The sequence below is a fragment of the Pseudomonas donghuensis genome (assembly GCF_000259195.1).
GTDB classification, from domain to species: Bacteria; Pseudomonadota; Gammaproteobacteria; order Pseudomonadales; family Pseudomonadaceae; genus Aquipseudomonas; species Aquipseudomonas donghuensis.
Genome location: NZ_JH650758.1, coordinates 365989 through 389990, shown reverse-complemented (window position 1 = coordinate 389990; position 24002 = coordinate 365989). Strand labels below are relative to the sequence as shown.

Below are 24002 nucleotides of genomic sequence, written 5' to 3'. Positions count from 1 at the left end.
CCTTACCGGCGGCCGCCGGTCTGCTTGAGGAAGTTGGCGAACAGCTCGTGGCCCTGCTCGGTGAGGATCGATTCGGGGTGGAACTGCACCCCTTCGATGTTCAGCTCTTTGTGGCGCAGGCCCATGATCTCGTCCACCGAGCCGTCTTCAAGGGCAGTCCAGGCGGTCAGCTCCAGGCATTCGGGCAAGGTTTCGCGCTTGACCACCAGCGAATGGTAGCGGGTCACGGTCAGCGGGTTGTTGAGGCCGGCGAACACGCCCTGGTCGTTGTGCAACACCGGGCTGGTCTTGCCATGCATCACCTGGCGGGCGCGCACCACATCACCGCCAAAGGCCTGGCCAATGGACTGGTGGCCCAGGCAGACGCCGAGGATCGGCAGCTTGCCGGCAAAATGCTGGATGGCCTGCAGCGATACACCGGCTTCGGTCGGCGTGCACGGGCCGGGGGAGACGACAATGCGCTCGGGGTTCAGGGCTTCGATCTGGGCGATGGTCAGTTCGTCATTGCGAATGACCTTGACCTCTGCACCCAATTCGCCGAGGTATTGCACGACGTTGTAGGTGAAGGAGTCGTAGTTGTCGATCATCAGTAACATCTGGGTTCAACCTCTTGCATCTACTGACTTTGAATACATGCCTTTCGAAGTGCCTGTGCGCAGGGCAACAGGTGCGAGTCTGCCTGTGCCCACCAGCAACAGCTGGCTACAGCAGGTAAAGCGTTCAGAAAGGCAAAGCGGTACAGGGCCGGCTAACCGGCAAGAGATAAAGTCAGGCGCGCCAACGCCAACGGGCGTGGGCCTTGATTACGCGCATCAAGAGTTTGCTGACGATCAACACGGGGTAGGTCTCGTTCATACGTTCCCGCACAGTAGCCTACCGGCGCGGTCCACGCAATATGACCGAGGCATGCCGAAACGCTTTAGCGATGGAAGACGCGTGGAATGTTTTGCTAACGTCCTAAGGCGTCATCCGATAACAACAACGAAAAAGGATCTTTGCGATGTTGAACGCGCGTTCTCTGTTGCCCTGTGCATTCTCGCTGCTGGCCCTGGCCTGCTCCAGTGCCTATGCCGGCCCTTCCCCCTACTCGACCCTGATCGTCTTCGGTGACAGCCTTGCCGATGCCGGGCAATTCCCCGACAGCAACGGTGCGCCAGGCTCTACCCAGCGCTTTACCAACCGTATCGGCCCGACCTATGGCAACGGCGAGGCCTTTGGCGCGGTATCGCCCATGTTGCTCGGGGCACAGCTGGGTATTGCTCCGACCGACCTGGGCGCTTCGACTTCACCGGTCAATGCCGCACTCGGTCGCCCTGACGGCAACAACTGGGCAGTGGGCGGCTACCGCACCGACCAGATTCTCGACTCGATCACCGGCACTTCCGACGTGATCATTCCACCAGGCAATCCCGGTGCCGGCACCGTGCTGCGTGAGCGCCCGGGCTACCTGGCGGGCGGATTGCGCGCCGACCCTAACGCGCTTTATTACCTGACCGGTGGCGGCAACGACTTCCTCCAGGGGCAGATCACCAGCCCGGCAACCGCCGCAGCCGCCGCCAATCGCCTGGCTGCCAGCGCCCAGGCTCTGCAGCAGGGCGGCGCGCAGTACATCATGGTCTGGTTGCTGCCCGACCTGGGCCTGACCCCGGCAATGAACGGCACGCCAATGCAAGGCCCGGCCTCGCAACTGAGCAGCCTCTTCAACCAGCAACTGGTCGGCCAGCTGAGCCAGATTGACGCGCAAGTCATTCCGCTCAATGTGCCGTTGCTACTCCAGGAAGCCCTGGCTGCTCCGACGCAGTTCGGCCTGGCCAGCGGGCAGAACCTGGTCGGTACCTGCTTCAGCGGCAATGGCTGCGTGCAGAACGCAACGTACGGCATCAACAGTGCCACGCCCGATCCGAGCAAGCTGCTGTTCAACGATTCGGTCCATCCCACCACCGCTGGGCAGGAGCTCATCGCCGACTACGCCTTCTCGATCCTCTCGGCGCCCTGGGAGCTGACGCTGCTACCGGAAATGGCTCACGCCAGCCTGCGCGCGCACCAGGATGAACTGCGCAATCAGTGGCAAGGCAGCTGGCAACCGGTCGGTCAATGGCAGGCAATCGTTGCCGCTGGTGGGCAGAACCTGGATATCGACAGCCAGCGCAGTTCGGCCAGCGCCGATGGCCATGGCTACAACCTGACCCTGGGCGGTAGCTATCGCCTGGATGACGCCTGGCGTGTTGGCGTTGCTACCGGTGTTTATCAACAGAAGCTTGAAGCCGGCGAGCAAGACTCCGACTACAAGCTCGACAGCTACCTGGCCACCGCCTTTGTGCAGTTCCAGCAGAACCAGTGGTGGGCCGACGCCGCCCTGACCGGCGGGCACCTGGACTACAGCGACCTGAAGCGCACCTTCGCCCTGGGGGTGAATGATCGCAGCGAAAAAGGTGATACCGATGGCGAGCTGTGGGCGTTCGTCGCGCGACTGGGTTATGACCTGGCGGCGCCCGGCAGCCAGTGGAGCCTGTCGCCTTTCGTCAGTGCCGACTATGCGCGGGTGAAGGTCGATGGGTATTCGGAGAAAGGCACCCGCGCCACGGCCTTGAGCTTTGACGATCAGGAGCGTGAATCGCGGCGCCTGGGCCTGGGCCTGCAGGGCAAATACCAGGCTGGGCCAAGCACCCTGTTGTTCGCCGAAGTGGCTCACGAACACGAGTTCGAAGACGACCGCCAGGACCTGACCATTCACCTCAACAGCCTGCCGGGCAACGACTTCACCCTGACCGGCTACACCCCGCAGAGCAACCTGAACCGGGCAACCCTGGGCTTGAGCCAGACCCTGGCGCCGGGCCTGGCCCTGCGCGGCAGCTACAACTGGCGCAAGAGCGACGAGCTGACCCAGCAAGGGCTCAACCTGGCGGTGAGCCTGGAGTTCTAAGGAAGGAAAACGGCGCCTGCCGCAAGCAGGCGCCGTGAGTCAGGCTCAGGTGCGTGGCGTTTGCTCGGCCAGCGCTACCGCACGGAACATCGCCCGGCGCTTGTTGATGGTTTCTTCCCACTCAAGCGCAGGCACCGAGTCGGCAACGATGCCGCCACCGGCCTGCACATGCAGTTCGCCGTCCTTGATCACCGCCGTGCGGATAGCAATCGCGGTATCCATGTTGCCGTTCCAGGCAAAGTAACCTACCGCACCGCCGTAGACCCCACGCTTGACCGGCTCCAGTTCGTCGATGATTTCCATGGCGCGGATCTTCGGCGCCCCGGACAAGGTGCCCGCCGGCAGGATCGCGCGCAGTGCATCCATGGCGCTCAGGCCCTGCTTCAGCTCACCGGTGACGTTGGAAACGATGTGCATGACGTTGGAATAGCGCTCGATCACCATCTTCTCGGTGACTTTGACCGAGCCGGTTTCCGACACCCGGCCAGCATCGTTGCGGCCCAGGTCGATGAGCATCAGGTGCTCGGCGATTTCCTTGTCGTCGGACAGCAGGTCTTCTTCCAGCGCGCGGTCGGCCTCTTCGGTGGCGCCGCGTGGGCGGGTCCCGGCGATCGGGCGCACGGTGACCAGATTGTCCTCGACCCGCACCAGCACTTCCGGCGAGCTGCCGACCACATGGAAGTCGCCGAAGTTGAAGAAATACATGTACGGCGTCGGGTTGAAGCAGCGCAGCGCCCGGTACAGGTCGATCGGCGCGGCCTTGAAGTCGATGGACATGCGCTGTGATGGCACCACCTGCATGCAGTCGCCAGCGAGGATGTACTCCTTGATGGTATCGACCGCACGCTCGTAGTCGCTCTGGGTAAAGCTTGAGCGGAACGCAGGTTCTGCCGGCAGCGGCCCGCCCAGGTCCAGGCCACGGCGCGGGGCGATGGGCTGGCGCAGTTGCGCGAGCAGGCCTTCGAGACGGGCCAGGCCGTTTTCGTAGGCTTGCTCCTGGGCCGGATCGACCAGCACGATCGCGTGCATCTTGCCGGCCAGGTTGTCGAACACCACCACGGCGTCGGACACCATCAGCAGAATATCCGGTACCCCCAGCGGATCAGGGTTCGGGCACTTGCCCAGACGCCGCTCGACATAACGCACGCAGTCATAGCCGAAGTAACCGACCAGGCCACCATTGAAACGCGGCAGACCAGCAATGGTCGGCACCTGGTAGCGCTCCTTGAAGGCTTCGACGAAGGCCAGCGGATCCTCTGCTTCGTGCTGTTCGATCAGTTCACCGTCGTGGGTGATCCGCACCTGGTGATCGTGCACCCGCAACACGGTGCGGCACGGCAGGCCGATGATCGAGTACCGCCCCCACTTCTCGCCGCCCTGCACCGATTCGAGCAGGTAAGAGTTGGCTTGGTCGGCCAGTTTCAGGTAGATCGACAGGGGGGTGTCGAAGTCGGCCAGGGTCTCGCAGGCCAGGGGAATGCGGTTGTAGCCGGCAGCGGCCAGGCGCAGGAATTCTTCGCGGGTCATGATAGCCTCGTGGCAAGCAGCAGATGGGTCAGGCAGGCAAGCAGGCCGGCATGTGCCGGCAGATGGCAGTCAGGCGCGCCAACGCCAGCGGGCCAGGGCCTTGATGACTTTCATCCAGAGTTTGCCGGTAACCGCCACGATGGAATCTCGATCTGAGGGGGATTGAACGTTCGCCAACGTTATCCCAGTGGCCGGATCTAAGCAACCAGGCAACAGCGCGCGCAAGTCGTCGATGACCAGGCACGGTGCTTCTTCGCTGATCGGCCGACCATGGTTGTAGCCATAGGTCAGGCCCACGCACTTGACCCCGGCGGCCTTGGCCGCAAGCACATCACTGCGTGAGTCGCCGACGAACAACGCCTGCTCAGGCGCAACGCTGGCCATTTTCATGACAAACAGCAACGCGGCAGGGTCGGGCTTTTTCTGTGGCAGGGTATCGCCGCCGATGATCCAGCGGAAATAGCGGCCGATCTTCATCTGATCGAGCAAGGGTGCAACGAAGCGCTCGGGCTTGTTGGTGATCAGGGCCATTTCCACACCCTGCTTGTGCAACCACTTGAGGGTGTCGCGCACACCGGGGTAGACCACCGTCAGCTCATGGCTTTCGGCGTAGGCCTGCATGAACAGCTCCAGGCCCTGCTGCGCTTCGTCGTCATCGACCGTTTCGTGATCGATGCCACCCGCCAGCGCGCGGCGCACCAGCACCGGCGCACCATTGCCGACCCAGTGGCGCACTGCCTCAAGGCCGGCGGGCTGGCGCCCCATTGCGAGCAGCATGTTATCCACCGCCGCTGCCAGGTCCGGTACCGAATCGATCAGGGTACCGTCCAGATCAAACATCACCAGTTTGGGCAGGGCGCCGGGGAACAGCTGCTCGAAGCCACTCATGGGCGGGCCAGGGCCAGTTCGGCGCGCATCTTGGCAATCACCTCGCGGTAGTCCGGGGTGTTGAAGATCGCCGAGCCTGCGACGAAGGTATCGGCGCCAGCGGCCGCGATTTCGCGGATGTTGTTGACGTTCACGCCGCCGTCGATTTCCAGGCGGATGTCACGACCGCTGGCATCGATCAGCGCGCGGGCTTCGCGCAGCTTGTCGAGGGTACCGGGGATGAACTTCTGGCCACCGAAGCCCGGGTTGACGCTCATCAACAGGATCATGTCGACCTTGTCCATCACGTACTTGAGGGTGTCGAGCGGGGTCGCCGGGTTGAACACCAGGCCGGCCTTGCAACCGCCGTCGCGAATCAACTGTAGCGAACGATCGATGTGCAGGCTGGCTTCCGGATGGAAGGTAATGTAGCTGGCGCCCGCTTCGATGAAGTCGCCGATGATGCGGTCGACCGGACTGACCATCAGGTGCACGTCGATCGGCGCGGTGATGCCGTACTTGCGCAGGGCGGTGCAGACCATCGGGCCGATGGTCAGGTTGGGCACGTAGTGGTTGTCCATCACATCGAAGTGAACAATGTCGGCACCCGCGGCCAGGACGTTGTCGACTTCCTCGCCCAGACGGGCGAAGTCGGCAGAAAGAATCGAGGGGGCAATAGCGTAGGGCTGCATGGCGCACCTGTAGGCAGAATCACAGTGGCGCGCATTGTACCTCAGGGAAACGCTCAGGGGCTGACCGGTATCAAGGCGGTCGACGGGTGCGCATCGCGGGGCAAGCCCTCTCCTGTGGGAGCGGGCTTGCCCCGCGAAAAGGCCTCAACCCGGCTGCTGGGTACGCAGCTTCTCGCTTCGCCCACGCAGCCACTCCAGAGTCAGCAGCAGCACCACAGAGAAGGCAATCAGCAAGGTTGCCGCCGCGGCGATGGTCGGGCTGAGGTTCTCGCGGATACCGCTGAACATCTGCCGTGGCAGGGTCGCCTGCTCGGGGCCGGCCAGGAACAGGGTGACCACCACCTCATCGAACGAGGTAGCGAAGGCGAACAGCGCCCCGGAAATCACCCCCGGCGCAATCAGCGGCAAGGTCACCCGGCGGAAGGTGGTCAACGGCGAGGCGCCAAGGCTGGCTGCCGCTCGCACCAGGTTGTGGTTGAAGCCCTGTAGGGTCGCCGAGACGGTAATGATGACGAACGGCACACCGAGCACCGCATGCACCAGGATCAACGAAATGAAGCTGTTACCCATGCCCAGTGGGGCAAAGAACAGGTAACTGGCCACGCCGATGATCACCACCGGTACCACCATGGGCGAAATCACCAGGGCCATGATCAGCGATTTGCCCGGGAAGTCACCGCGGGTCAGGCCAATCGAAGCCAGGGTACCGAAGACCATCGCCAGCACCGTGGCGGCTGGCGCCACGATGATGCTGTTCTTCAGTGCCCGCATCCACTCGGCCGAGGCGAAAAAGTCGTGGTACCACTGCAGCGAGAAGCCCTGCAGCGGGTAGACCAGGAAGCTGCCGGAGTTGAACGACAACGGAATGATCACCAGCACCGGTAACACCAGGAACAACAGGATCAGGCCGCAAAGGATGCGCAAACTGTAGAACCAGACCCGCTCGACGGGCGACATGTAGGGGCTCAGCATGACAACGCTCCTCAGCTCAGGCGCAGACGGCTGGCGCCGACCAGCCAGCTATAGATCAGGTAAAGCAGCACGGTGGCCAGCAACAGCAAGCCGCCCAGCGCGGTCGCCATGCCCCAGTTGATGCTGGTGTTGGTATAGAAGGCCACAAAGTAACTGACCATCTGATCGTTGGGGCTGCCAAGCAGCGCCGGGGTGATGTAGTAGCCGATGGCGAGGATGAACACCAGCAGGCAGCCTGCGCCTACGCCGGCGTAGGTTTGCGGGAAGTACACCCGCCAGAAGCTGGCGAACGGATGACAGCCGAGGGAAATCGCCGCGCGCATGTAGGTTGGCGAGATGCCTTTCATCACGCTGTAGATCGGCAGGATCATGAACGGCAGCAGGATATGCACCATGGAGATGTAAACCCCGGTGCGGTTGAACACCAGTTCCAGCGGCTTGTCGATGATGCCCATGGCCATCAGGGCACTGTTGATCAGCCCGCCCGATTGCAGCAGCACGATCCAGGCCGCGACCCGCACCAGGATCGAGGTCCAGAACGGCAGCAGTACAAGGATCATCAGCAAGTTGCTCTGCCGGGTCGGCAGGTTGGCCAGCAGGTAGGCCAATGGATAGGCCAGCACCAGGCAGATGGCGGTGATGACGAAGCCCATCCACAGGGTACGGGTGAAGATGTCCAGGTAGATGGCCTGGTCCGGGGTGGCCTTGGCCAGCTCACCGAGATCATCGATGCGATGATCAAGAGCCGCCAACAGGTAGAACGGCGTGACGCTACTGGTGTTACGGCGAATCGCCTGCCAGTAGGCCGGATCGCCCCAGCGCTCGTCCAGTTCCTGCAGGGCTTCTTTATAGGAAGCCGGTTCGCTCTTGAACGGCAGTGCTCGGGCGGTCTTGGCCAGCAGGCTGCGATAGCCGGCCAGTTCCATGTTCAGACGCTTGGAGGTATCGCCCAGGGTCTGGTTCTTGCGCGCCTGGGCAAGGTCTTCGCTCAGCGCCTTGTACACCGCCTCCCCTGGCAGGCCCTTACCGTCCCACTCGGCCACGGCGGTTACGGTCTGCGGCAAGCCGCCCACCACTTCCGGGTTACCCACGCTCTTGTACAGCAGCGCGGCAATCGGCACGAGGAACACCAGCAGCAGAAACAGCGCCAGCGGCGCGATCAGCGCTTGCGCCTTCCAGCGGTTGACCCGCTCGGCACGCTTGAGGCGCTGCTTGAGGTTGGAACCGGCGCCTTCATTCAGGGGCACTGCGATGGCCATAGCGAACTCCGAAATCTTGAGAACAAGGAGCGCCGGCGGCAAGCCGACGCCCCATAAGCAGCCCTTACTTGGCAGCCCAGGCGTTGAAGCGTTGCTCCAGCTGCTCGCTGTTGTCCGCCCAGAACGCCACGTCGATCTGCACCTGGTTGGCGATGTTCTCCGGGGTGGTCGGCATGTCTTTCTTGATCTCGTCGGACAGCAGCGCAACAGCCTTGGAGTTGGCCGGGCCGTAGGCGATATTTTGCGAGTAGGTCTTCTGCTGATCAGGCTGGACCGAATAGGCGATGAACTTCTTAGCCTGCTCGACATCTTTGGCGCCTTTCGGGATGGCCCAGGCGTCGAAGTCGTAGATACCGCCGTTCCAGACGACTTTCAGGTTGCTCTCTTTTTGCACGGCGGCAATGCGGCCGTTGTAGGCCGAGCTCATGACCACGTCACCCGAGGCCAGGTATTGCGGTGGTTGCGCACCGGCTTCCCACCACTGGATGCTGGGCTTGAGTTCGTCGAGTTTCTTGAAGGCACGGTCCTGGCCTTCCTTGGTGGCGAGTACCTTGTAAACGTCCTTGGGCGCAACACCGTCGGCCATCAGGGCGAATTCGAGGGTGTACTTGGCGCCTTTGCGCAGGCCGCGCTTACCCGGGAACTGCTTGGTGTCCCAGAAATCCGCCCAACTGGTCGGCGCAGTCTTCAGCTTGTCGGCGTTGTAGGCCATGACCGTGGACCAGACGAAGAAGCCAACACCGCAAGGCTGGATAGCGCCGGGAACGTAGTCGGATTCGTTACCGAAAAGTGCAGGATCAAGCTCCTCGAACATGCCTTCGTCGCAACCACGGGCAAGCTCCGGCGATTCGACTTCAACCAGGTTCCACGACACGCTCTTGGTGTCGACCATGGCTTTGACCTTGGCCATTTCACCGTTGTACTCGCCAGCGACGATCTTGCCGTTGCCCGCCTTTTCCCATGGCTCGTAGAACGCCTTGACCTGGGCCGCCTTGTTGGCGCCGCCGAAGGAAATCACGGTCAGGTCGGCCGCCGCCATGGCCTGGGTTGCCGCGAACAGGCCCAGGGTCAGGGCGGTCAACTTCAAGTGTTTGCGCATTATTATTCTCTCCACAGTACAGGGTTGGTGAAGCAAACCTTCAATTGGCTTCCAGCAAAGGATCGAGCGCGCGGGCGTGCTCCACCTGCCAGCCAAGCGGTACCACATCGCCCACGGCCAGGGCCGGGTCGAGTTCGGCAATCGGCTGCTTCACGAAGAAATCGGCCTTGCCGCAGACTTCCAGGCGTACCCGCACGTGGTCGCCCAGGTAGATGAATTCGGCTACGCGCCCGGAGAAACGGTTGACGCAGCTTTCACTGTGACCATTGAGGCGCACGCGCTCGGGGCGGATCGACAGGGTTACTGGCTCGCCGGCCTGGCCGACATTGACCGCCAGCGCCTCGACCTTCTCGCCGCGCGGCAGCAGCACCTGGCAGCGCTCGCCGTCGTGGCTGAGCAAGCGGCCATTGATGCGGTTGTTTTCACCGATGAAGTTGGCGACGAAGGTGTTCTTCGGCTCTTCATAGAGGGTGCGCGGGTCAGCGATCTGCTGGATCTCGCCCTGGTGGAACACCGCCACGCGGTCCGACATGGTCAGTGCTTCGCCCTGGTCGTGGGTGACGTAGACCACAGTGACGCCCAAGCGCTGGTGCAGGTGCTTGATCTCCATCTGCATGTGTTCGCGCAGCTGCTTGTCGAGAGCACCGAGAGGTTCGTCCATCAGCACCAACTGCGGCTCGAACACCAGCGCCCGGGCCAAGGCCACCCGCTGCTGCTGGCCACCGGAAAGCTGGCCGGGGTAGCGCTGGGCGAAGGTATCGAGCTGAACCATGTTGAGCACACGCTTGACCCGCTCGCTGATGTCGGTCTTGCTCAGGTTGCGCACGCTCAGGGGAAACGCCAGGTTCTCGGCCACGGTCATGTGTGGGAACAGCGCATAGTTCTGGAACACCATGCCGATGTCGCGCTTGTGCGGCGGCACGTTGTTGATCGAACGGCCGGCCAGCTGGATCTCGCCTGCGGTCGGCGTTTCGAACCCTGCGAGCATCATCAGGCTGGTGGTCTTGCCAGAACCGGACGGGCCGAGCAAGGTGAGGAATTCACCCTTGCGGATATCCAGGTTGAGGTCTTTGACGATCAGCGATTCGCCGTCGTAGCTCTTCTGCACACCACGGAAGCTGACCAGCACTTCGCCGGTTGCAGCGCTCGAATTCACCTCACTCATACCCGCACCTTTTTTATTGGATGACTGCTGTATCCAAAGCCTAGTGAAGGCGGCAAGCGGCGCAAATCGGGGGGGGAGAGAGATTGATATCAGCGCGTTAGAAGGCTTGGGGTAGGGATTGCCCTACAAGGATGGCGTTTTTGGATAAGCGCTGAAAACTTCATCGCCACAACCATCGCTATCGCTGGCAAGCCAGCTCCCACAAGAGCCATTCCTGTTGGTTTTCTGTGGGAGCTGGCTTGCCAGCGATGAAGGTAAACACGATGTCGTTTCTGGAACACTCACAACAGTTTGTGCTCCATCGCATACTTCACCAATTCCGCCAGCGAGTTCACGTTGAGCTTCTGCATCAGCCGTGCCTTGTGGGTGCTGATGGTCTTGTTGCTCAGGGCCAGTTGCTGGGCTATGTCGTTGACGTTGGCGCCTTGGGCCAGGCGCTCGAACACCGAAAACTCCCGCTCCGACAGCAATGAATGCAGCGGCCGGGCATCGGTCAGGCCGACCTCGAAGACCATGCGGTCGGCCAGGTCCGGGTCGATATAGCGCCCGCCACCGGCCACCCGACGAATGGCGGTCAGCAGCAGGGCCGGATCGCTGTCCTTGGTGGCATAGCCGGCAGCGCCGACCTTCAGCGCCCGCGCCGCCATCTGCGCTTCGTCGTGCATCGACAGCACCAGGATCGCCGGTGGGTTGTTCAAGGCGCGAATCCGCGGGATCGCCTCCAGGCCGTTGACCCCGGGCATGGAAATATCCAGCAGCACCACTTCGCACTCGGTATGGCGCAGGGTTTCCAGCAATTGCTCACCATTGCCAGCCTCCCCCGCTACCTGCATGTCCTTGGCCAGGCCAATCAACTGCTTGATGCCTTCACGGACAATGGTGTGGTCTTCGGCAACCAGTACTCGAATCACGCAATGCTCCTAATCCAGAGGGATGGCAACGCTCAGGCTGGTGCCCTCGCCCGGCTCGCTTTCCAGGGTCATGCGGCCGCCCAGCATCAGCACCCGCTCACGCATGCCGACCAAGCCGAACGACGAAGGCCGATGTTGCTCCAGGACAAATCCCACACCATCGTCGATCACCGTCAGTTGCAGGGCCTGACCATCGAGGCTCAGGCTGATCTGCACAGTATGCGCCTGGGCATGGCGCATGACATTAGTCAGCGCCTCCTGCAGGATGCGGAACAGGCCAATGGCCTTGGCATCACTCAAGGGTGGCAGATTCTCCGGCACCTGCACCAGGCAGGGGATCTGCGTACGCGCTTCAAAACGCCTGGCCTGCCACTCGATGGCCGAGGCGATACCGGCATCGAGGATCGGCGGGCGCAGGGCGGTGGCCACATCACGCACCAGCTGGAACAGCTGGGCGATCAGGCGCTTCATGCTGCCCAGGCGCTCGTTGAGACCGGGATCCAGTTCGGCATAGGCCAGTTCACACATCGAGGTTTCCAGCTTCAGCACCGTGAGCATCTGCCCCAACTCGTCGTGCACTTCCCGGGCGATACGGGCCTTTTCTTCCTCTCGCACACTTTCCAGGTGCGCCGACAGTTCGCGCAGTTGCTCCTGGGAGCGCGCCAGCTCAAGTTCAACGCGCTTGCTCTGGCTGATATCCCAGACCACTCCGTCCCAGACCACCCGGCCATCCGCCAGGGTACGGGTACTGGCCTTGATGTCGGCCCAGCGCTGTTCGCCCTGACGGGTCAGGATCCGCCCCTGCCACGACCAGTCGCTGTCGCTGGCCAGGGCCAGGTCCTGGACCCGGTGATAATCGGCGCGGTCATCCGGGTGCACCAGGTTGCGCAGGCCCATGTCCGGGTGCTGGAGCGCGGCCGGCGTGTAGCCCACCAGAGCTTCACTGCCTTCACTGATATAGGGGAACTCCAGCTCGCCTTCAGCCGGGTTGCGTTCGAGGCGAAACACCAACCCCGGTACGTTGCCGGCGATGCCCTTGAGCCGCGCCTCGCTCTCGCGCAAGGCTGCCAACGCACGCCGGCGCTCGGTGACATCGGCGAGAAACACCACCAGGTACTCGGCATCGCGAAAACGCAGGAAGCTTAGCGACACATCCACCGGCAACAGGCTGCCATCGGCACGCAGGCACCGGGTTTCAAAATGCTGTGGCGCCTCATCGCTGGCCCGGGCGCGTTTCCACAGGTCGAGCCAGCGGTCCATGTGCAGGTTCGGCTCGAAATCGATCAACGGCCGGTCGATCAGGGCCCCCGAGGCGTAGCCGAGCATGCTCTCGGCGGCCCGATTGGCGTAGCGCACATGGCTGTCCCAGTTGACCCAGAGGATCCCCACCGTGCTCTGATCGATGGAAAACTGGCTCAGGCGCAAGGCTTCTTCACGGGCCTGGCGCTGGGTCAGGGTGTCGCGGGTGGCCAGCAGGCTGTGTTCGAGCTGATGCAGTTGTCGGCGCTGCCAGAGAACTATGGCCACGCAACTCAACAGCAGCGCCGCCAGCAGCAGGCCGAGGTTCTGCCAGAAGCCCGGGGATTCGCTGAGCCGTGGATACTTCGGCTCCAGCCAGCGTTGGTGCAATTGCTCCAGGTCCTTGGCTGGAATGGCCTGCAGGCCGCGCTCAAGAATTTTGGCCAGCTCGGGCCAGTCCCGCCGCGAACCAACCCTCAACAACTGCGGCAAGCCGATATCACCGACCACCACCAGCTCACTGAACTCGCTTTCCCGCGACAGTCGGCTCAATTGCGCCTCATCCACCACGGCAAAGCGTGCTTGTTCGCTGAGCACCAATTGCAAGGCCTGGCGCTCCTGAGGCACACCTTGCAGGTTGAGATTGCTATAGGTGGCACGCAGATAATCGGCCACGGTGCTGGGCATGCGCACGGCGACCCGGTCAGTGCTGGCGAGTTTCTCCAGATCAACCGCCACCGCGCCGGTACGCGGCCCGACGATCAGTTGCGGCACGCGCATGTAAGGGTCGCTGAACAACCACAGGCGCAAGCTGGCAGGGGTCTGAGTCAGGCCCGGGGCAAGATCGACTTCGCCAGCCAGCAACGCATGCTCCAGTGCCGCCTGGTCAGGAAAGTTGCGCCAGGTGAGGTCTAGTCCCAATGAGCGGCCGAGCCAGTTCATCAGCTCGACGTTAACCCCATAGAGCTGCTGCAGGCGCCGGTCGAACTGGGCGAAGGGTGCTTGCAACACCAGCCCGACCCGCAGGCTGCGATGCTGCTCGAGCCACTGCTGCTGTGCAGGCTCCAGCACAACCTGCGCAGGCGCGGCAGCCGAAGCCGCCCAAGCGATCAAGGGCAGGCAAAAACAGCCGATAAGCAACAGGCAGCGCACACGCTTCATCTGCACTCTCATCAAGGGTAGGACGGCCACCGAGCATGGCCGTCCCGAGTAAATACTATTAGGCTGCCGGTATTAATCTGGCCTGGATCGATCCATGTTCGCACTTTATCGCACGACGCTGCCGGCGTTATGCCTGTCACTGATACTACCTTGTACCGCACAAGCGGCAGCTGGCGAAACGCCAGAAGCTGCTGCCGACAGCAAACCTGCCGCTGTCGAACGCCAACCGCTGGCCGAACGCAGCCTGGAAGATGCCCAGGCCCTGGAGCGCCAGGTGCCTCAGGCTGAACAGCAAACCCTGCAGGCCGGCGGCGACAACTTCCTGGCCCTGTGGAAACCGGCCAACACCGCCGAGCCTGAAGGCGCCCTGATCATTCTTGCCGGTGCCGGCGAAAATGCCGACTGGCCGAAAACCGTCGGCCCATTGCGGCGCAAGTTTCCCGATGCCGGTTGGCACAGCCTGAGCCTGGCCCAGCCGGACCTGCTGGCCAACAGCCCGCAAGCACGCATCGAAGTCGCACCGGCGCCAGCCAAAAAGGCCGAGCAAGGCGAAAGCGCACCAGTCAAGGACACTCCAGCCAACGCCAACGCCAGTATCGAACAGGCCACGGCAGAGGAAAGCGACAACAACGAAAGCGTCGAGCAGGCAAAAGCCCCGGTTGAGGATGACAAGGCCGATGCCGAACGTATCTTCGCCCGCCTCGACGCTGCCGTCGCCTATGCCCAACAACAGAATGCCCGCAGCATTGTCCTGCTCGGCAACGGCAGCGGCGCCTACTGGGCCGCCCGCTACCTGAGCGAGCGGCAACCGGCGCAGGTACAAAAGCTGGTGATGGTCGCCGCCCAGACGCCGACCCAGGCCGAACAAGGCCTGGACAGCCTGGCGCCGACCCTGAAAGTGCCCACCGCGGACTTTTTCTACGCCACCCAACCCCAGGCCAAGCGCGCAGCCGAGCAACGCCTGCAAGCCAGTAAACGCTTGAAGGATGCCAACTACCGCCAGGTCAGCCTGACCGCCATGCCAGGTAACAGCGCGGCGGAACAGGAACAGCTGTTCCGCCGCATCCGTGGCTGGCTGAGCCCGGAAAAGCTCGACTAAAAGCCACGGCGTTTACGAATGACGGCGTAGGCCTGATGCAGTTCGCGGGTACGTTCGGTGGCCTCGCGGACCTGCGAAGGGCTGGCGCCATTGCCCACTAGTTTGTCCGGGTGATGGCGACTGAGCAGTCGCCGATAGGCCTGCTTGATCTGCCCGGCTTCGGTGTCTGCGCTGACCCCGAGCACGCGCAAGGCCTGCGGATACCCCAGGGCGCCATCGGCCACTGCCGCCTTCTGCGGTTCATACTCCAGCGCCAGGGCCTTGACCTTGACTGACGACCAGCCGAGGGCCTGGCCCCACTCCAGCAGCAACTCACGCTCATGCCGACCGGCCTGGCCATCGGCCCAGACCATGCGCCAGCAAGCGCGCAACATGCCTTCGGCGGCATGCGGCTGTTGCTTCAGGCGCCGCAGATGAACGCCCAGGCGTTCCTTGCCGCTTTTGCCGCGATTGAACGCAGCAATGGCGCGGCGCCTGGCCGGCTCGCTCATCTCCAGGCGTTGCATTTCCACCCGCGCCTGCTGGATATGCCCGTCGACCACCCGCCCATCACTCTTGGCCAGGCGCCCGAGCAGGACGAACAGCACTTCATCGTCGCGTAGCACCGGTCGCCCGCCCAGGCGTTCACGCACATGCGCCCAACTGTGTAACTGCAAACGGCGGTCCATCGCCTGGCCCAGCAACGCCCCCAGCAACGCCCCGGGAATACTGGCGATGGCAAAGCCTGCTCCGGCACCTATCACTGTGCTCGGCCACAACATGTCAGCGGCGCTCGGCGAGCAGTCGCTCGACTTCGGCCAGACGTTCAAGGGTGCCGACATCCACCCAGTGCCCGCTGTAATGCTCACCACTGACCTGCCCGACCGCCATTGCCTGACGCAGCAATGGCGCCAGTTTGAAGCCGCCCCCCTGGCAGTCGGCGAACAGTTGCGGGGCCAGCACGGCGATACCGCTGTAGGTCAGGGTGTCGGCATCGGCATTGCCGTCACTGACCTGACCATGCTGCAGACGAAAATCGCCCTTGCCGTGGTGGCCGGGGTTGTCCACCAGCACCAGGTGGGCCAGCCCGCTCGGCGCTTGTGGCAGGTGCTTGAAGTCGTAGTCGGTCCAGATATCACCGTTGACCAGTACAAAGGGTTCATCACCCAGCAATGGCAGGGCCTTGAAAATGCCGCCGCCGGTCTCCAGCGGTTCGCCTTCCGGCGAGTAACGGATGCTCAGGCCCCAGCGCGAACCATCGCCCAGGTGATCTTCGATCTGCTGTCCCAGCCAGGCGTGGTTGATCACCACGTCCTTGAAACCGGCAGCCGCGAGCGCACGCAGGTGGTATTCGATCAGCGGCATGCCGGCCACCGGTACCAGCGGCTTTGGCGTGTGCAGGGTCAGCGGGCGCATCCGCTCGCCCTTGCCCGCAGCGAGAATCATCGCCTTCATGGACGCACTCCGGCAGCAGCCTGCAGGCTCTCGATCAATTCATCGAGCTCGGCCAGCTCCGGACGACGGGCGATCACTTCATCTATATATGCAAAGAAACGCGGCACATCGGTCAGGTAACGCGGTTTGCCGTCACGGTGGCAGATGCGGGCGAAAATACCGATGACCTTGAGGTGACGCTGAACCCCCATCAGGTCGCTGGCGCGGTGGAAGTCCTCGAAATCCGCCTGCACCGGGATGCCCTTGGCCTGGGCGCGTTGCCAGTAATCCTTCAACCAGCCCTGCACCCGCGCTTGTGGCCAGCTCAGGAAGGCGTCCTTGAACAGGCAGGTAACGTCATAGGTCACCGGCCCGTACACCGCATCCTGGAAGTCCAGCACGCCGGGGTTCGGCTCGCTGTCCATCAGGTTGCGTGGCATATAGTCGCGGTGCACCAGCACCTTTGGCTGGGCCAGCGCGCTGTCGATCAGCAGGCTGCTGATGCGCTGCCAGGCCGCCAGTTGTGCGTCGGTGAAGCCCAGGCCCAGTTCGCGGCCCACGTACCACTCGGGGAACAGCTCAAGCTCGCGGCGCAGCAGTGCCACGTCGTAGCTTGGCAGCGGCGCGTCCATCGGCAATTGCTGGAAGGCCAGCAGCGCGTCGATGGCGCCGTTGAACAGGCCATCGGCATTCTCGGCGTTGATCACATCGAGGTAGGTCTGGGTGCCCAGGTCGCTGAGCAGCAGGAAGCCGCGCTCAAGGTCCTGGGCATGAATAACCGGAACATTGATGCTGGCAGTGGCCAGCAAGTGGGCGATATCAACGAATGGCCGGCAGTTTTCCTGCGGCGGTGGCGCGTCCATGACGATAAAGCTGTGGCCTGCGGCTTGCCAGCGGAAGTAGCGACGAAAGCTCGCGTCGCTGCTGGCAGCGGTCAGGCTACCCGCGGGAACCGTGCCCCAGCCCTGTTTGTGGAACAGGTTTGCCAGCTGCTCGGCGAGCCAGACATTCAGGTGTTGCAAGCGTACATCGTGATCGGGCATTACAAGGGTCTCCGACGGCCCTAGCCGTCAAGCGGGTCATGCTTTATTATCCAGCATCTTTTTCAGACCATCGAGAGGCGTGCGGCCCCACACGCGGGCAGATGGCACGCAGGAAGCCCGGACTAATAAGATGGCATTGAAATCCCCCGCGTTTCGTAAAAAATTCCCGTTGCTGGTCACCGGCGGTTTGCTGGCGATGCAACCTCTGGCAACCCCATACGTGGTCGCCGCAGAGCAGTTCGACTGCCAAGTGTCTGCTGCCGGAGGCTGGGACTGCAAGCCCAAAACCCCTGCCGCCGCACTGCCGCCGCGCCCGGTGCATGTCGGTGCCGCTGCCAGCTCGTCCGGTGAAACGCCAGCCGGCTCCGGCGAGGTCGCCCAGGAACAGGCTCAAGGTCCTGCTCTGGTCACCGAGGCCAAGGGTCGTGTGCTGAAATCCCGTAGCCCCGATGCCAGTCACCTGGATTGGGTGCCACGTGACCAGCTGACCCCTGCCCAGCTCGCCGAAACCGGGCCTTACTGCGCCGGCGCCTACATCGAGCCGACGCGTCCGGGCATGAACGACACCACGCCAAAAGATGAGTCGCCGACCTTCATCGGAGCCAAGGTCTCGCGCTACCAGCAGGAACAGCAGATCGCCACCCTCGCCGGTGACGTGGTCATGCGCCAGGGCAGCATGCAGGTCGAAGCCGACGAGGCCAACCTGTACCAGGCCGAGAACCGTGGTGAGCTGAGCGGCAACGTGAAGATTCGCGACAACGGCTCGCTGGTGGTGGGCGATCACGCCGACATCCAGCTCGACACCGGTGAAGCCAAGGTCGACAACGCCGAATACGTGATGCACAAATCGCGCATCCGCGGCAGCGCGCTGTACGCCAAGCGTGCTGAGAACGCCATCATTCGCCTCAAGGATGGTACCTACACCACCTGTGAGCCGAACAGCAACGCCTGGCAGCTCAAGGGCAACAACATCACCCTGAACCCGGCCACCGGTTTCGGTACTGCGACCAACGTCACCCTGCGGGTCAAGGATGTCCCGGTGTTCTACACACCGTACATCTACTTCCCGATCGATGACCGTCGCCAGTCCGGCTTCCTGCCGCCGTCGTTCAGCACCAGCAGCGATACCGGCTTCATGCTGGTCACGCCGTACTACTTCAACCTCGCGCCCAACTACGACGCCACCTTGTATCCACGCTACATGGCCAAGCGCGGCATGTTGATGGAAGGCGAGTTCCGCTACCTGACCAAGTCCAGCGAAGGGCAGTTTGGTGGTGCGTATCTGAATGACAAGGACGACGATCGCAAGCTGCAGACGGACTACAAAGACCAGCGCTGGATGATCAACTGGCAGCACAAGGGCGGCCTCGATGAGCGCCTGATGACTGAAGTCGACTACACCGACATCAGCGATCCGTTCTACTTCCAGGATCTGGAGACTGATCAGATTGGTGTGGAAAGCCGTGACTTCATCAACCAGCAAGGTGCTTTAACCTACCGCGGTGACAGCTATACCGCGCGGTTGAACGTTCAGGCATATGAGCTGGCGACTATCTCCCAGATCACTCCGTATGACCGGCTGCCGCAGGTTACTTTCAACGGCATGCTGCCGTATCACCCAGGCGGTTTGGACTTCAGCTATGAAACTGAAGCTGTCCGATTTGATCGCAACCTGAAGAACGACCTCGTCTTCGGCAAAGACGGCAACGCTGATCAGTCTGTTGGCGTCGTAACCGATGCATTCGGCACCGTCATTGGGGGAAAACGGCTTGACGAGAACGTGTTTGGCGTCGCCCGTGCAAATGGCACTCGCCTCAACGCTGCACCAAAGATAAGCCTCCCGCTTACCGCGTCCTACGGCTACCTCACACCCTCGATCAAGTACGTGACTACTCACTATGACCTTGATCTTGATGGTAAGGGCAAGTCTGATATCGCCGGCTCCAATGCGGAAACCCTGGCCCTTCACGGTGACTTCAAAAGCTCGCAGAACCGCAACATCCCCATTTTCAATGTCGACAGCGGCCTGTACTTTGACCGGAACACCCAGTGGTTTGGCAAGAATTACCGCCAAACCCTCGAACCTCGCCTTTACTACCTGTACGTCCCGTACGAAGATCAAAAAGATATTCCGATCTTCGACAGCGGCGAAACCACGTTTAACTACGCCTCGCTGTTCCGCGACAACCGCTTCTCCGGCACCGACCGCATCGGTGACGAGAACAAGTTGTCGCTGGGTGTAACTAACCGCTGGATCGAGGAAAACGGCTTCGAGCGTCAGCGATTCAGTGTCGGTCAGGCTTTGTATTTCAAAGATCGCAAGGTTCAACTGCCAGGCATTGCCTTCGAAGACCGCAAGGACGCACAGTCAGATGTGTCCCCATACGCACTTGAATACGAATATCGTTTCAACCGCGACTGGCGCTTCAACTCCGACTTCAACTGGGATCCGGACAGCCGCAGCACCCGTTCGGGCAGCGCGATGTTCCATTACCAGCCTGAAGACAACGTCAACAAGGTGGTCAACCTCGGTTACCGCTACCGAAACGACATGGTCACTTACAACAGCACCACCGGTCGCTGGCAGGTAGGTGGCGGTGACTACGGCACGCCGGGTGATCCGAACTACGTCAAGGACTACTACAAGATCCAGCAGCATGACTTCTCGGTCATGTGGCCGATCGTTCCACAATGGACGGCGATCGCGCGCTGGCAGCACGACTACAACCGCAACCGCACCCTGGAAGCCTTCGGTGGTTTCGAGTATGACAACTGCTGCTGGAAACTGCGTCTGATCAACCGCTACTGGATCGATTACGACGATTACAGCCAGGCAGTTCCGCAAAACGAAAAAGGCGACCACGGCGTCTTCCTGCAGATTGTGCTGAAAGGCCTCGGCGGCGTAGTGGGCAACAAGGTCGAGTCTTTCCTCGACCAGGGCATTCAAGGTTATCGTACTCGTGAAGACCAAGCTTACTGATTGTCTGCGCCCGCTGTTGCTGGGCGCGGTATTGCTGACCGGCACGGCGCACGCCGCCGTGCAACCCCTGGACAGCGTTGTGGCCATCGTCGACAACGACGTGGTGATGAAAAGCCAGCTGGACAGCCGCGTGCGTGAAGTCCAGCAGACCATCGCCAAGCGTGGTGGCTCCGTGCCGCCCGCCGGGGTGCTGGACCAGCAGGTGCTCGAGCGCCTGATCGTCGAAAACCTGCAATTGCAGATCGGCGATCGCTCGGGTATCCGCATCACTGACGAAGAGCTGAACCAGGCCATCGGCACCATTGCCCAGCGCAATGGCATGAACCTGGAGCAGTTTCGCGCGGCCCTGGCCCGTGACGGCCTGTCGTATGAAGATGCCCGCGAGCAGGTTCGTCGCGAGATGATCATCAGCCGTGTGCGGCAGCGCCGGGTTGCCGAACGCATCCAGGTCTCGGAGCAGGAAGTGAAGAACTTCCTCGCCTCGGAGCAGGGCCAGATGCAACTGTCGGAAGAATGGCGACTGGCCAACATCCTGATCCCGACGCCGGAAAGCGCCAACTCCGCGCAGATCCAGGCGGCGGCCCAGAAGGCCGGCGAGCTGTACACGCGCCTGAAGAGCGGCGCCGACTTCGGCCAGATGGCAATTGCCAACTCTGCCAGCGAAAACGCCCTGGAAGGCGGCGAAATGGGCTGGCGTAAAGCCGGTCAGCTACCGCCTGACTTCGCCAAGTTGCTCAGCAGTCTGAACGTCGGCGACATTACTCAGCCGCTTCGTATTCCTACCGGCTTCATCATCATCAAGATGCAGGAGAAACGTGGCGGTGGCGGAGCCACCATGCGCGACGAAGTGCATGTCCGTCACATCCTGATCAAGCCAAGCGAAATCCGTAGCGAAGCAGCCACTCAGCAACTGGCCGAGAAACTCTACGAACGCATCAAGGACGGCGAAGATTTCGCTGAACTTGCGAAGAGCTTCTCCGAAGACCCGGGCTCGGCCCTCAATGGCGGCGACCTCAACTGGATCGACCCGAGCGCCCTGGTGCCGGAGTTCCGCGAAGTCATGGCCAGCGCCCCGCAAGGCGAAGTGAGCAAGCCGTTCAAGACCCAGTACGGCTGGCACGTGCTCGAAGTGCTGGGCCGCCGAGCCACCGACAGCACCGAACAGGCTCGCGAGCAACAAGCGATGAACGTACTGCGTAACCGCAAGTACGATGAAGAGCTGCAGACCTGGCTGCGTCAGATCCGTGACGAAGCCTACGTCGAAATCAAGCTTCCTGGCGCCGATCAGGCCGCGCAGTGAAACCTCAGCGCTTCGCCCTCACACCCGGCGAGCCAGCCGGCATAGGTCCTGACCTGTGCCTGCTGCTTGCCACGCAAGCCCAGCCGCACCCCCTGATTGCCATTACCAGCCGTGACCTGCTCGCCGAGCGGGCCGCGCTGCTGGGCGTGGCCGTTACCCTGCTGCCAGTCAGCCTCGCGGCCCTCCCCGACCAGCCCGCGCCGGCGGGCAGTCTGTATGTCTGGGATACGCCGCTGCAGAGTCCGGTAGTGGCCGGCCAGCTGGACAAGGCCAACGCCGCGTTCGTGCTGCAAACCCTGACCCGCGCCGGGCAAGGCTGCCTGGACGGGCATTTCGCCGGGATGATTACCGCGCCGGTGCATAAAGGTGTAATCAACGAAAGCGGTATCGCCTTCTCTGGCCATACCGAATTCCTCGCCGACCTGACCGGTACCGCGCAAGTGGTGATGATGCTGGCCACCCGTGGCCTGCGCGTAGCCCTGGTGACGACTCACCTGCCCCTGCGCGATGTTGCCGATGCCATCACCAGCGAGCGCCTGGAGCGTGTCACGCGGATCCTGCATGCCGACCTGCAGCACAAGTTCGGTATTGCCAACCCGCGCATCCTGGTCTGCGGCCTCAACCCGCACGCCGGCGAAGGTGGCCACCTGGGCCACGAAGAAATAGACACCATCGAACCGACATTGGCGCGCCTGCGCAGCGAAGGCATGGACCTTCGCGGCCCGTTGCCCGCCGACACCCTGTTTACCCCCAAATATCTGGAGCACTGCGACGCAGTGCTGGCGATGTACCACGACCAGGGTCTGCCCGTACTCAAGTACAAAGGCTTCGGCGCTGCGGTCAACGTGACCCTGGGCCTGCCGATCATCCGCACCTCGGTCGACCACGGCACTGCCCTGGACCTGGCTGGCAGCGGCAAGATCGACACCGGCAGCCTGCAGGTCGCCCTGGAAACCGCCTACCAGATGGCCGAGACCCGAAAATGACCGAGCAATACCAACACAAGGCGCGTAAGCGCTTTGGCCAGAACTTCCTGCACGACGCCGGCGTCATCGACCGCATCCTGCGCTCGATCCACGCCAAGGCGGGCGAGCGCATGCTGGAAATCGGCCCGGGCCAGGGCGCCTTGACCTCCGGCCTGCTGGCCAGCGGCGCGCAACTGGACGTGGTCGAGCTGGACAAAGACCTGGTGCCGATTCTCAACCAGCAGTTCGCTGGCCGCGACAACTTCCGCCTGCACCAAGGCGATGCGCTGAAGTTCGACTTCACCAGCCTCGGTGCGGCGCCCAACAGCCTGCGCGTGGTCGGCAACCTGCCGTACAACATCTCGACACCGCTGATCTTCCACCTGCTGGCCAACGCCGAGCTGATCCGCGACATGCACTTCATGCTGCAGAAAGAAGTGGTCGAGCGCCTGGCCGCGGGCCCAGGCGGTGGTGACTGGGGCCGCCTGTCGATCATGGTGCAGTACCACTGCCGGGTCGAGCACCTGTTCAATGTCGGCCCGGGCGCGTTCAACCCGCCACCCAAGGTCGACTCGGCGATCGTACGCCTGGTACCGCACGAAACCCTGCCGTTCCCGGCCAAGGACCACCGCCTGCTCGAGCGCATCGTGCGCGAAGCCTTCAACCAGCGCCGCAAGACCCTGCGCAACACCCTCAAGGCCCTGCTCAGCAGCGACGCCATCGAGGCTGCCGGCGTCGATGGCAGCCTGCGTCCGGAGCAACTCGACCTGGCCGCCTTCGTGCGCCTGGCCGACAAGCTGGCCGAGCAACAAAGCGCCGCGTAATCCTGCCGCAATGGCCAGTCATGCCCACATGACTGGCCGGCTACCCCGCCGATAGCCTAGACTGACGCCATCGCCGTATCCGCGTCTGTTGCCAAGGCCCCTTGCATGTCTGATCCCCGTTACCAGATCGACGTCAGCGTCGTGACCCGCTTTCTCAAAGAACAATCCGACCCCGAAAACGACCGTTTCGCCTTCGCCTATACCATCACGGTGAAGAACAACGGCACCGTGCCAGCCAAGTTGATGTCACGCCACTGGCTGATCACCAACGGTGATGGCCGCGTCGAGGAGGTCAAGGGCGCTGGCGTCATCGGCCAGCAGCCGCTGATCGAGCCCGGGCAAAGCCATACCTACAGCAGCGGCGCAGTGATCAGCACCAAGGTCGGCACCATGCAGGGTAGTTACCAGATGTTCGCTGAAGACGGTAAGCGCTTCGACGCCGTCATCGCCCCCTTTCGTCTGGCGGTTCCCGGGGCCCTGCACTGATGGCGGTGTACGCAGTCGGAGACTTGCAAGGCTGCCTGCAGCCACTCAAATGCCTGCTCGAACGGGTCGCCTTCAAC

Annotated in this window: 21 protein-coding genes; 8 read left to right on the top strand and 13 right to left on the bottom strand. The window is 62.5% G+C overall.

The window, feature by feature from the left end:
* Positions 1–2: 2 nt before the first annotated feature.
* The gene (locus UW3_RS0106355; protein WP_010221464.1) at positions 3–596 is read right to left on the bottom strand and encodes an aminodeoxychorismate/anthranilate synthase component II; all 594 of its coding nucleotides are present in this window, start codon (positions 594–596) and stop codon (positions 3–5) included.
* A 404-nt stretch (positions 597–1000) separates the two neighbouring features.
* On the opposite strand from UW3_RS0106355, the gene estP reads away from it, so the two are divergent.
* A complete protein-coding gene (gene estP, locus UW3_RS0106345) occupies positions 1001–2923 on the top strand; it encodes an esterase EstP (RefSeq protein WP_010221463.1) in 1923 nt (640 codons plus the stop codon).
* A 45-nt stretch (positions 2924–2968) separates the two neighbouring features.
* Here the strand turns inward: estP and trpE are convergent, their stop codons facing one another.
* The 9 genes from trpE to UW3_RS0106300 form a co-directional block, all read right to left on the bottom strand.
* A complete protein-coding gene (trpE, locus tag UW3_RS0106340; RefSeq protein ID WP_010221462.1) occupies positions 2969–4450 on the bottom strand; it encodes an anthranilate synthase component I in 1482 nt (493 codons plus the stop codon).
* Between the two features lie 69 nt (positions 4451–4519).
* Positions 4520–5338: a phosphoglycolate phosphatase gene (locus tag UW3_RS0106335; RefSeq protein WP_010221461.1), complete on the bottom strand. Its 819-nt coding sequence runs from the start codon at positions 5336–5338 to the stop codon at positions 4520–4522.
* Entirely contained in the window at positions 5335–6009 is a 675-nt protein-coding gene (gene rpe, locus UW3_RS0106330) for a ribulose-phosphate 3-epimerase (RefSeq protein WP_010221460.1), read from the bottom strand. The genes UW3_RS0106335 and rpe overlap by 4 nt, the downstream gene beginning before the upstream one ends.
* A 144-nt stretch (positions 6010–6153) precedes the next feature.
* The gene (locus UW3_RS0106325; protein WP_010221459.1) at positions 6154–6981 is read right to left on the bottom strand and encodes an ABC transporter permease; all 828 of its coding nucleotides are present in this window, start codon (positions 6979–6981) and stop codon (positions 6154–6156) included.
* An 11-nt stretch (positions 6982–6992) separates the two neighbouring features.
* Entirely contained in the window at positions 6993–8240 is a 1248-nt protein-coding gene (locus UW3_RS0106320; RefSeq protein ID WP_010221458.1) for an ABC transporter permease, read from the bottom strand.
* 64 nt (positions 8241–8304) lie between these two features.
* Positions 8305–9339, bottom strand: coding sequence for an ABC transporter substrate-binding protein (locus tag UW3_RS0106315; protein ID WP_010221457.1), 1035 nt, complete (start codon positions 9337–9339; stop codon positions 8305–8307).
* A 40-nt stretch (positions 9340–9379) separates the two neighbouring features.
* Entirely contained in the window at positions 9380–10504 is a 1125-nt protein-coding gene (locus UW3_RS0106310) for an ABC transporter ATP-binding protein (protein WP_010221456.1), read from the bottom strand.
* A 281-nt stretch (positions 10505–10785) separates the two neighbouring features.
* On the bottom strand, positions 10786–11415 hold the full coding sequence (locus tag UW3_RS0106305) for a response regulator (protein WP_010221455.1): 630 nt from the start codon (positions 11413–11415) through the stop codon (positions 10786–10788).
* Positions 11416–11424: 9 nt separating this feature from the next.
* The gene (locus tag UW3_RS0106300) at positions 11425–13815 is read right to left on the bottom strand and encodes a PAS domain-containing sensor histidine kinase (protein ID WP_010221454.1); all 2391 of its coding nucleotides are present in this window, start codon (positions 13813–13815) and stop codon (positions 11425–11427) included.
* 94 nt (positions 13816–13909) lie between these two features.
* Between UW3_RS0106300 and UW3_RS0106295 the strand changes: the two genes are divergently transcribed.
* Positions 13910–14914, top strand: a complete 1005-nt coding sequence (locus UW3_RS0106295) for an alpha/beta hydrolase family protein (protein ID WP_010221453.1) — start codon at positions 13910–13912, stop codon at positions 14912–14914.
* Here the strand turns inward: UW3_RS0106295 and UW3_RS0106290 are convergent.
* Genes UW3_RS0106290 through UW3_RS0106280 form a run of 3 tightly spaced genes read right to left on the bottom strand, consistent with a single transcriptional unit; the run spans position 14911 to position 17370 of the window.
* On the bottom strand, positions 14911–15675 hold the full coding sequence (locus tag UW3_RS0106290; protein WP_010221452.1) for a DnaJ domain-containing protein: 765 nt from the start codon (positions 15673–15675) through the stop codon (positions 14911–14913). The two genes, UW3_RS0106295 and UW3_RS0106290, sit on opposite strands and share 4 nt — an antisense overlap.
* A gap of 1 nt (position 15676) precedes the next feature.
* Positions 15677–16348, bottom strand: a complete 672-nt coding sequence (murU, locus tag UW3_RS0106285) for an N-acetylmuramate alpha-1-phosphate uridylyltransferase MurU (RefSeq protein ID WP_010221451.1) — start codon at positions 16346–16348, stop codon at positions 15677–15679.
* Positions 16345–17370: an aminoglycoside phosphotransferase family protein gene (locus UW3_RS0106280; RefSeq protein ID WP_010221450.1), complete on the bottom strand. Its 1026-nt coding sequence runs from the start codon at positions 17368–17370 to the stop codon at positions 16345–16347. Before UW3_RS0106280 ends, murU begins: the two co-directional genes overlap by 4 nt.
* 130 nt (positions 17371–17500) lie before the next feature.
* Between UW3_RS0106280 and UW3_RS0106275 the strand changes: the two genes are divergently transcribed.
* The 6 genes from UW3_RS0106275 to UW3_RS29310 form a co-directional block, all read left to right on the top strand.
* Positions 17501–20350 (top strand): LPS-assembly protein LptD, encoded by a 2850-nt coding sequence (locus UW3_RS0106275; RefSeq protein WP_010221449.1) that lies wholly within the window; start codon positions 17501–17503, stop codon positions 20348–20350.
* Positions 20331–21650, top strand: coding sequence for a peptidylprolyl isomerase SurA (gene surA, locus UW3_RS0106270; RefSeq protein WP_010221448.1), 1320 nt, complete (start codon positions 20331–20333; stop codon positions 21648–21650). The genes UW3_RS0106275 and surA overlap by 20 nt, the downstream gene beginning before the upstream one ends.
* On the top strand, positions 21647–22636 hold the full coding sequence (gene pdxA, locus UW3_RS0106265; RefSeq protein ID WP_010221447.1) for a 4-hydroxythreonine-4-phosphate dehydrogenase PdxA: 990 nt from the start codon (positions 21647–21649) through the stop codon (positions 22634–22636). The genes surA and pdxA overlap by 4 nt, the downstream gene beginning before the upstream one ends.
* Positions 22633–23439, top strand: coding sequence for a 16S rRNA (adenine(1518)-N(6)/adenine(1519)-N(6))-dimethyltransferase RsmA (gene rsmA, locus UW3_RS0106260; RefSeq protein WP_010221446.1), 807 nt, complete (start codon positions 22633–22635; stop codon positions 23437–23439). Before pdxA ends, rsmA begins: the two co-directional genes overlap by 4 nt.
* Before the next feature lie 105 nt (positions 23440–23544).
* The gene (gene apaG, locus UW3_RS0106255) at positions 23545–23925 is read left to right on the top strand and encodes a Co2+/Mg2+ efflux protein ApaG (protein WP_010221445.1); all 381 of its coding nucleotides are present in this window, start codon (positions 23545–23547) and stop codon (positions 23923–23925) included.
* A partial coding sequence (locus UW3_RS29310; RefSeq protein ID WP_010221444.1) for a hypothetical protein occupies positions 23925–24002 on the top strand: 78 nt, incomplete at its 3' end. The genes apaG and UW3_RS29310, both read left to right, overlap by 1 nt.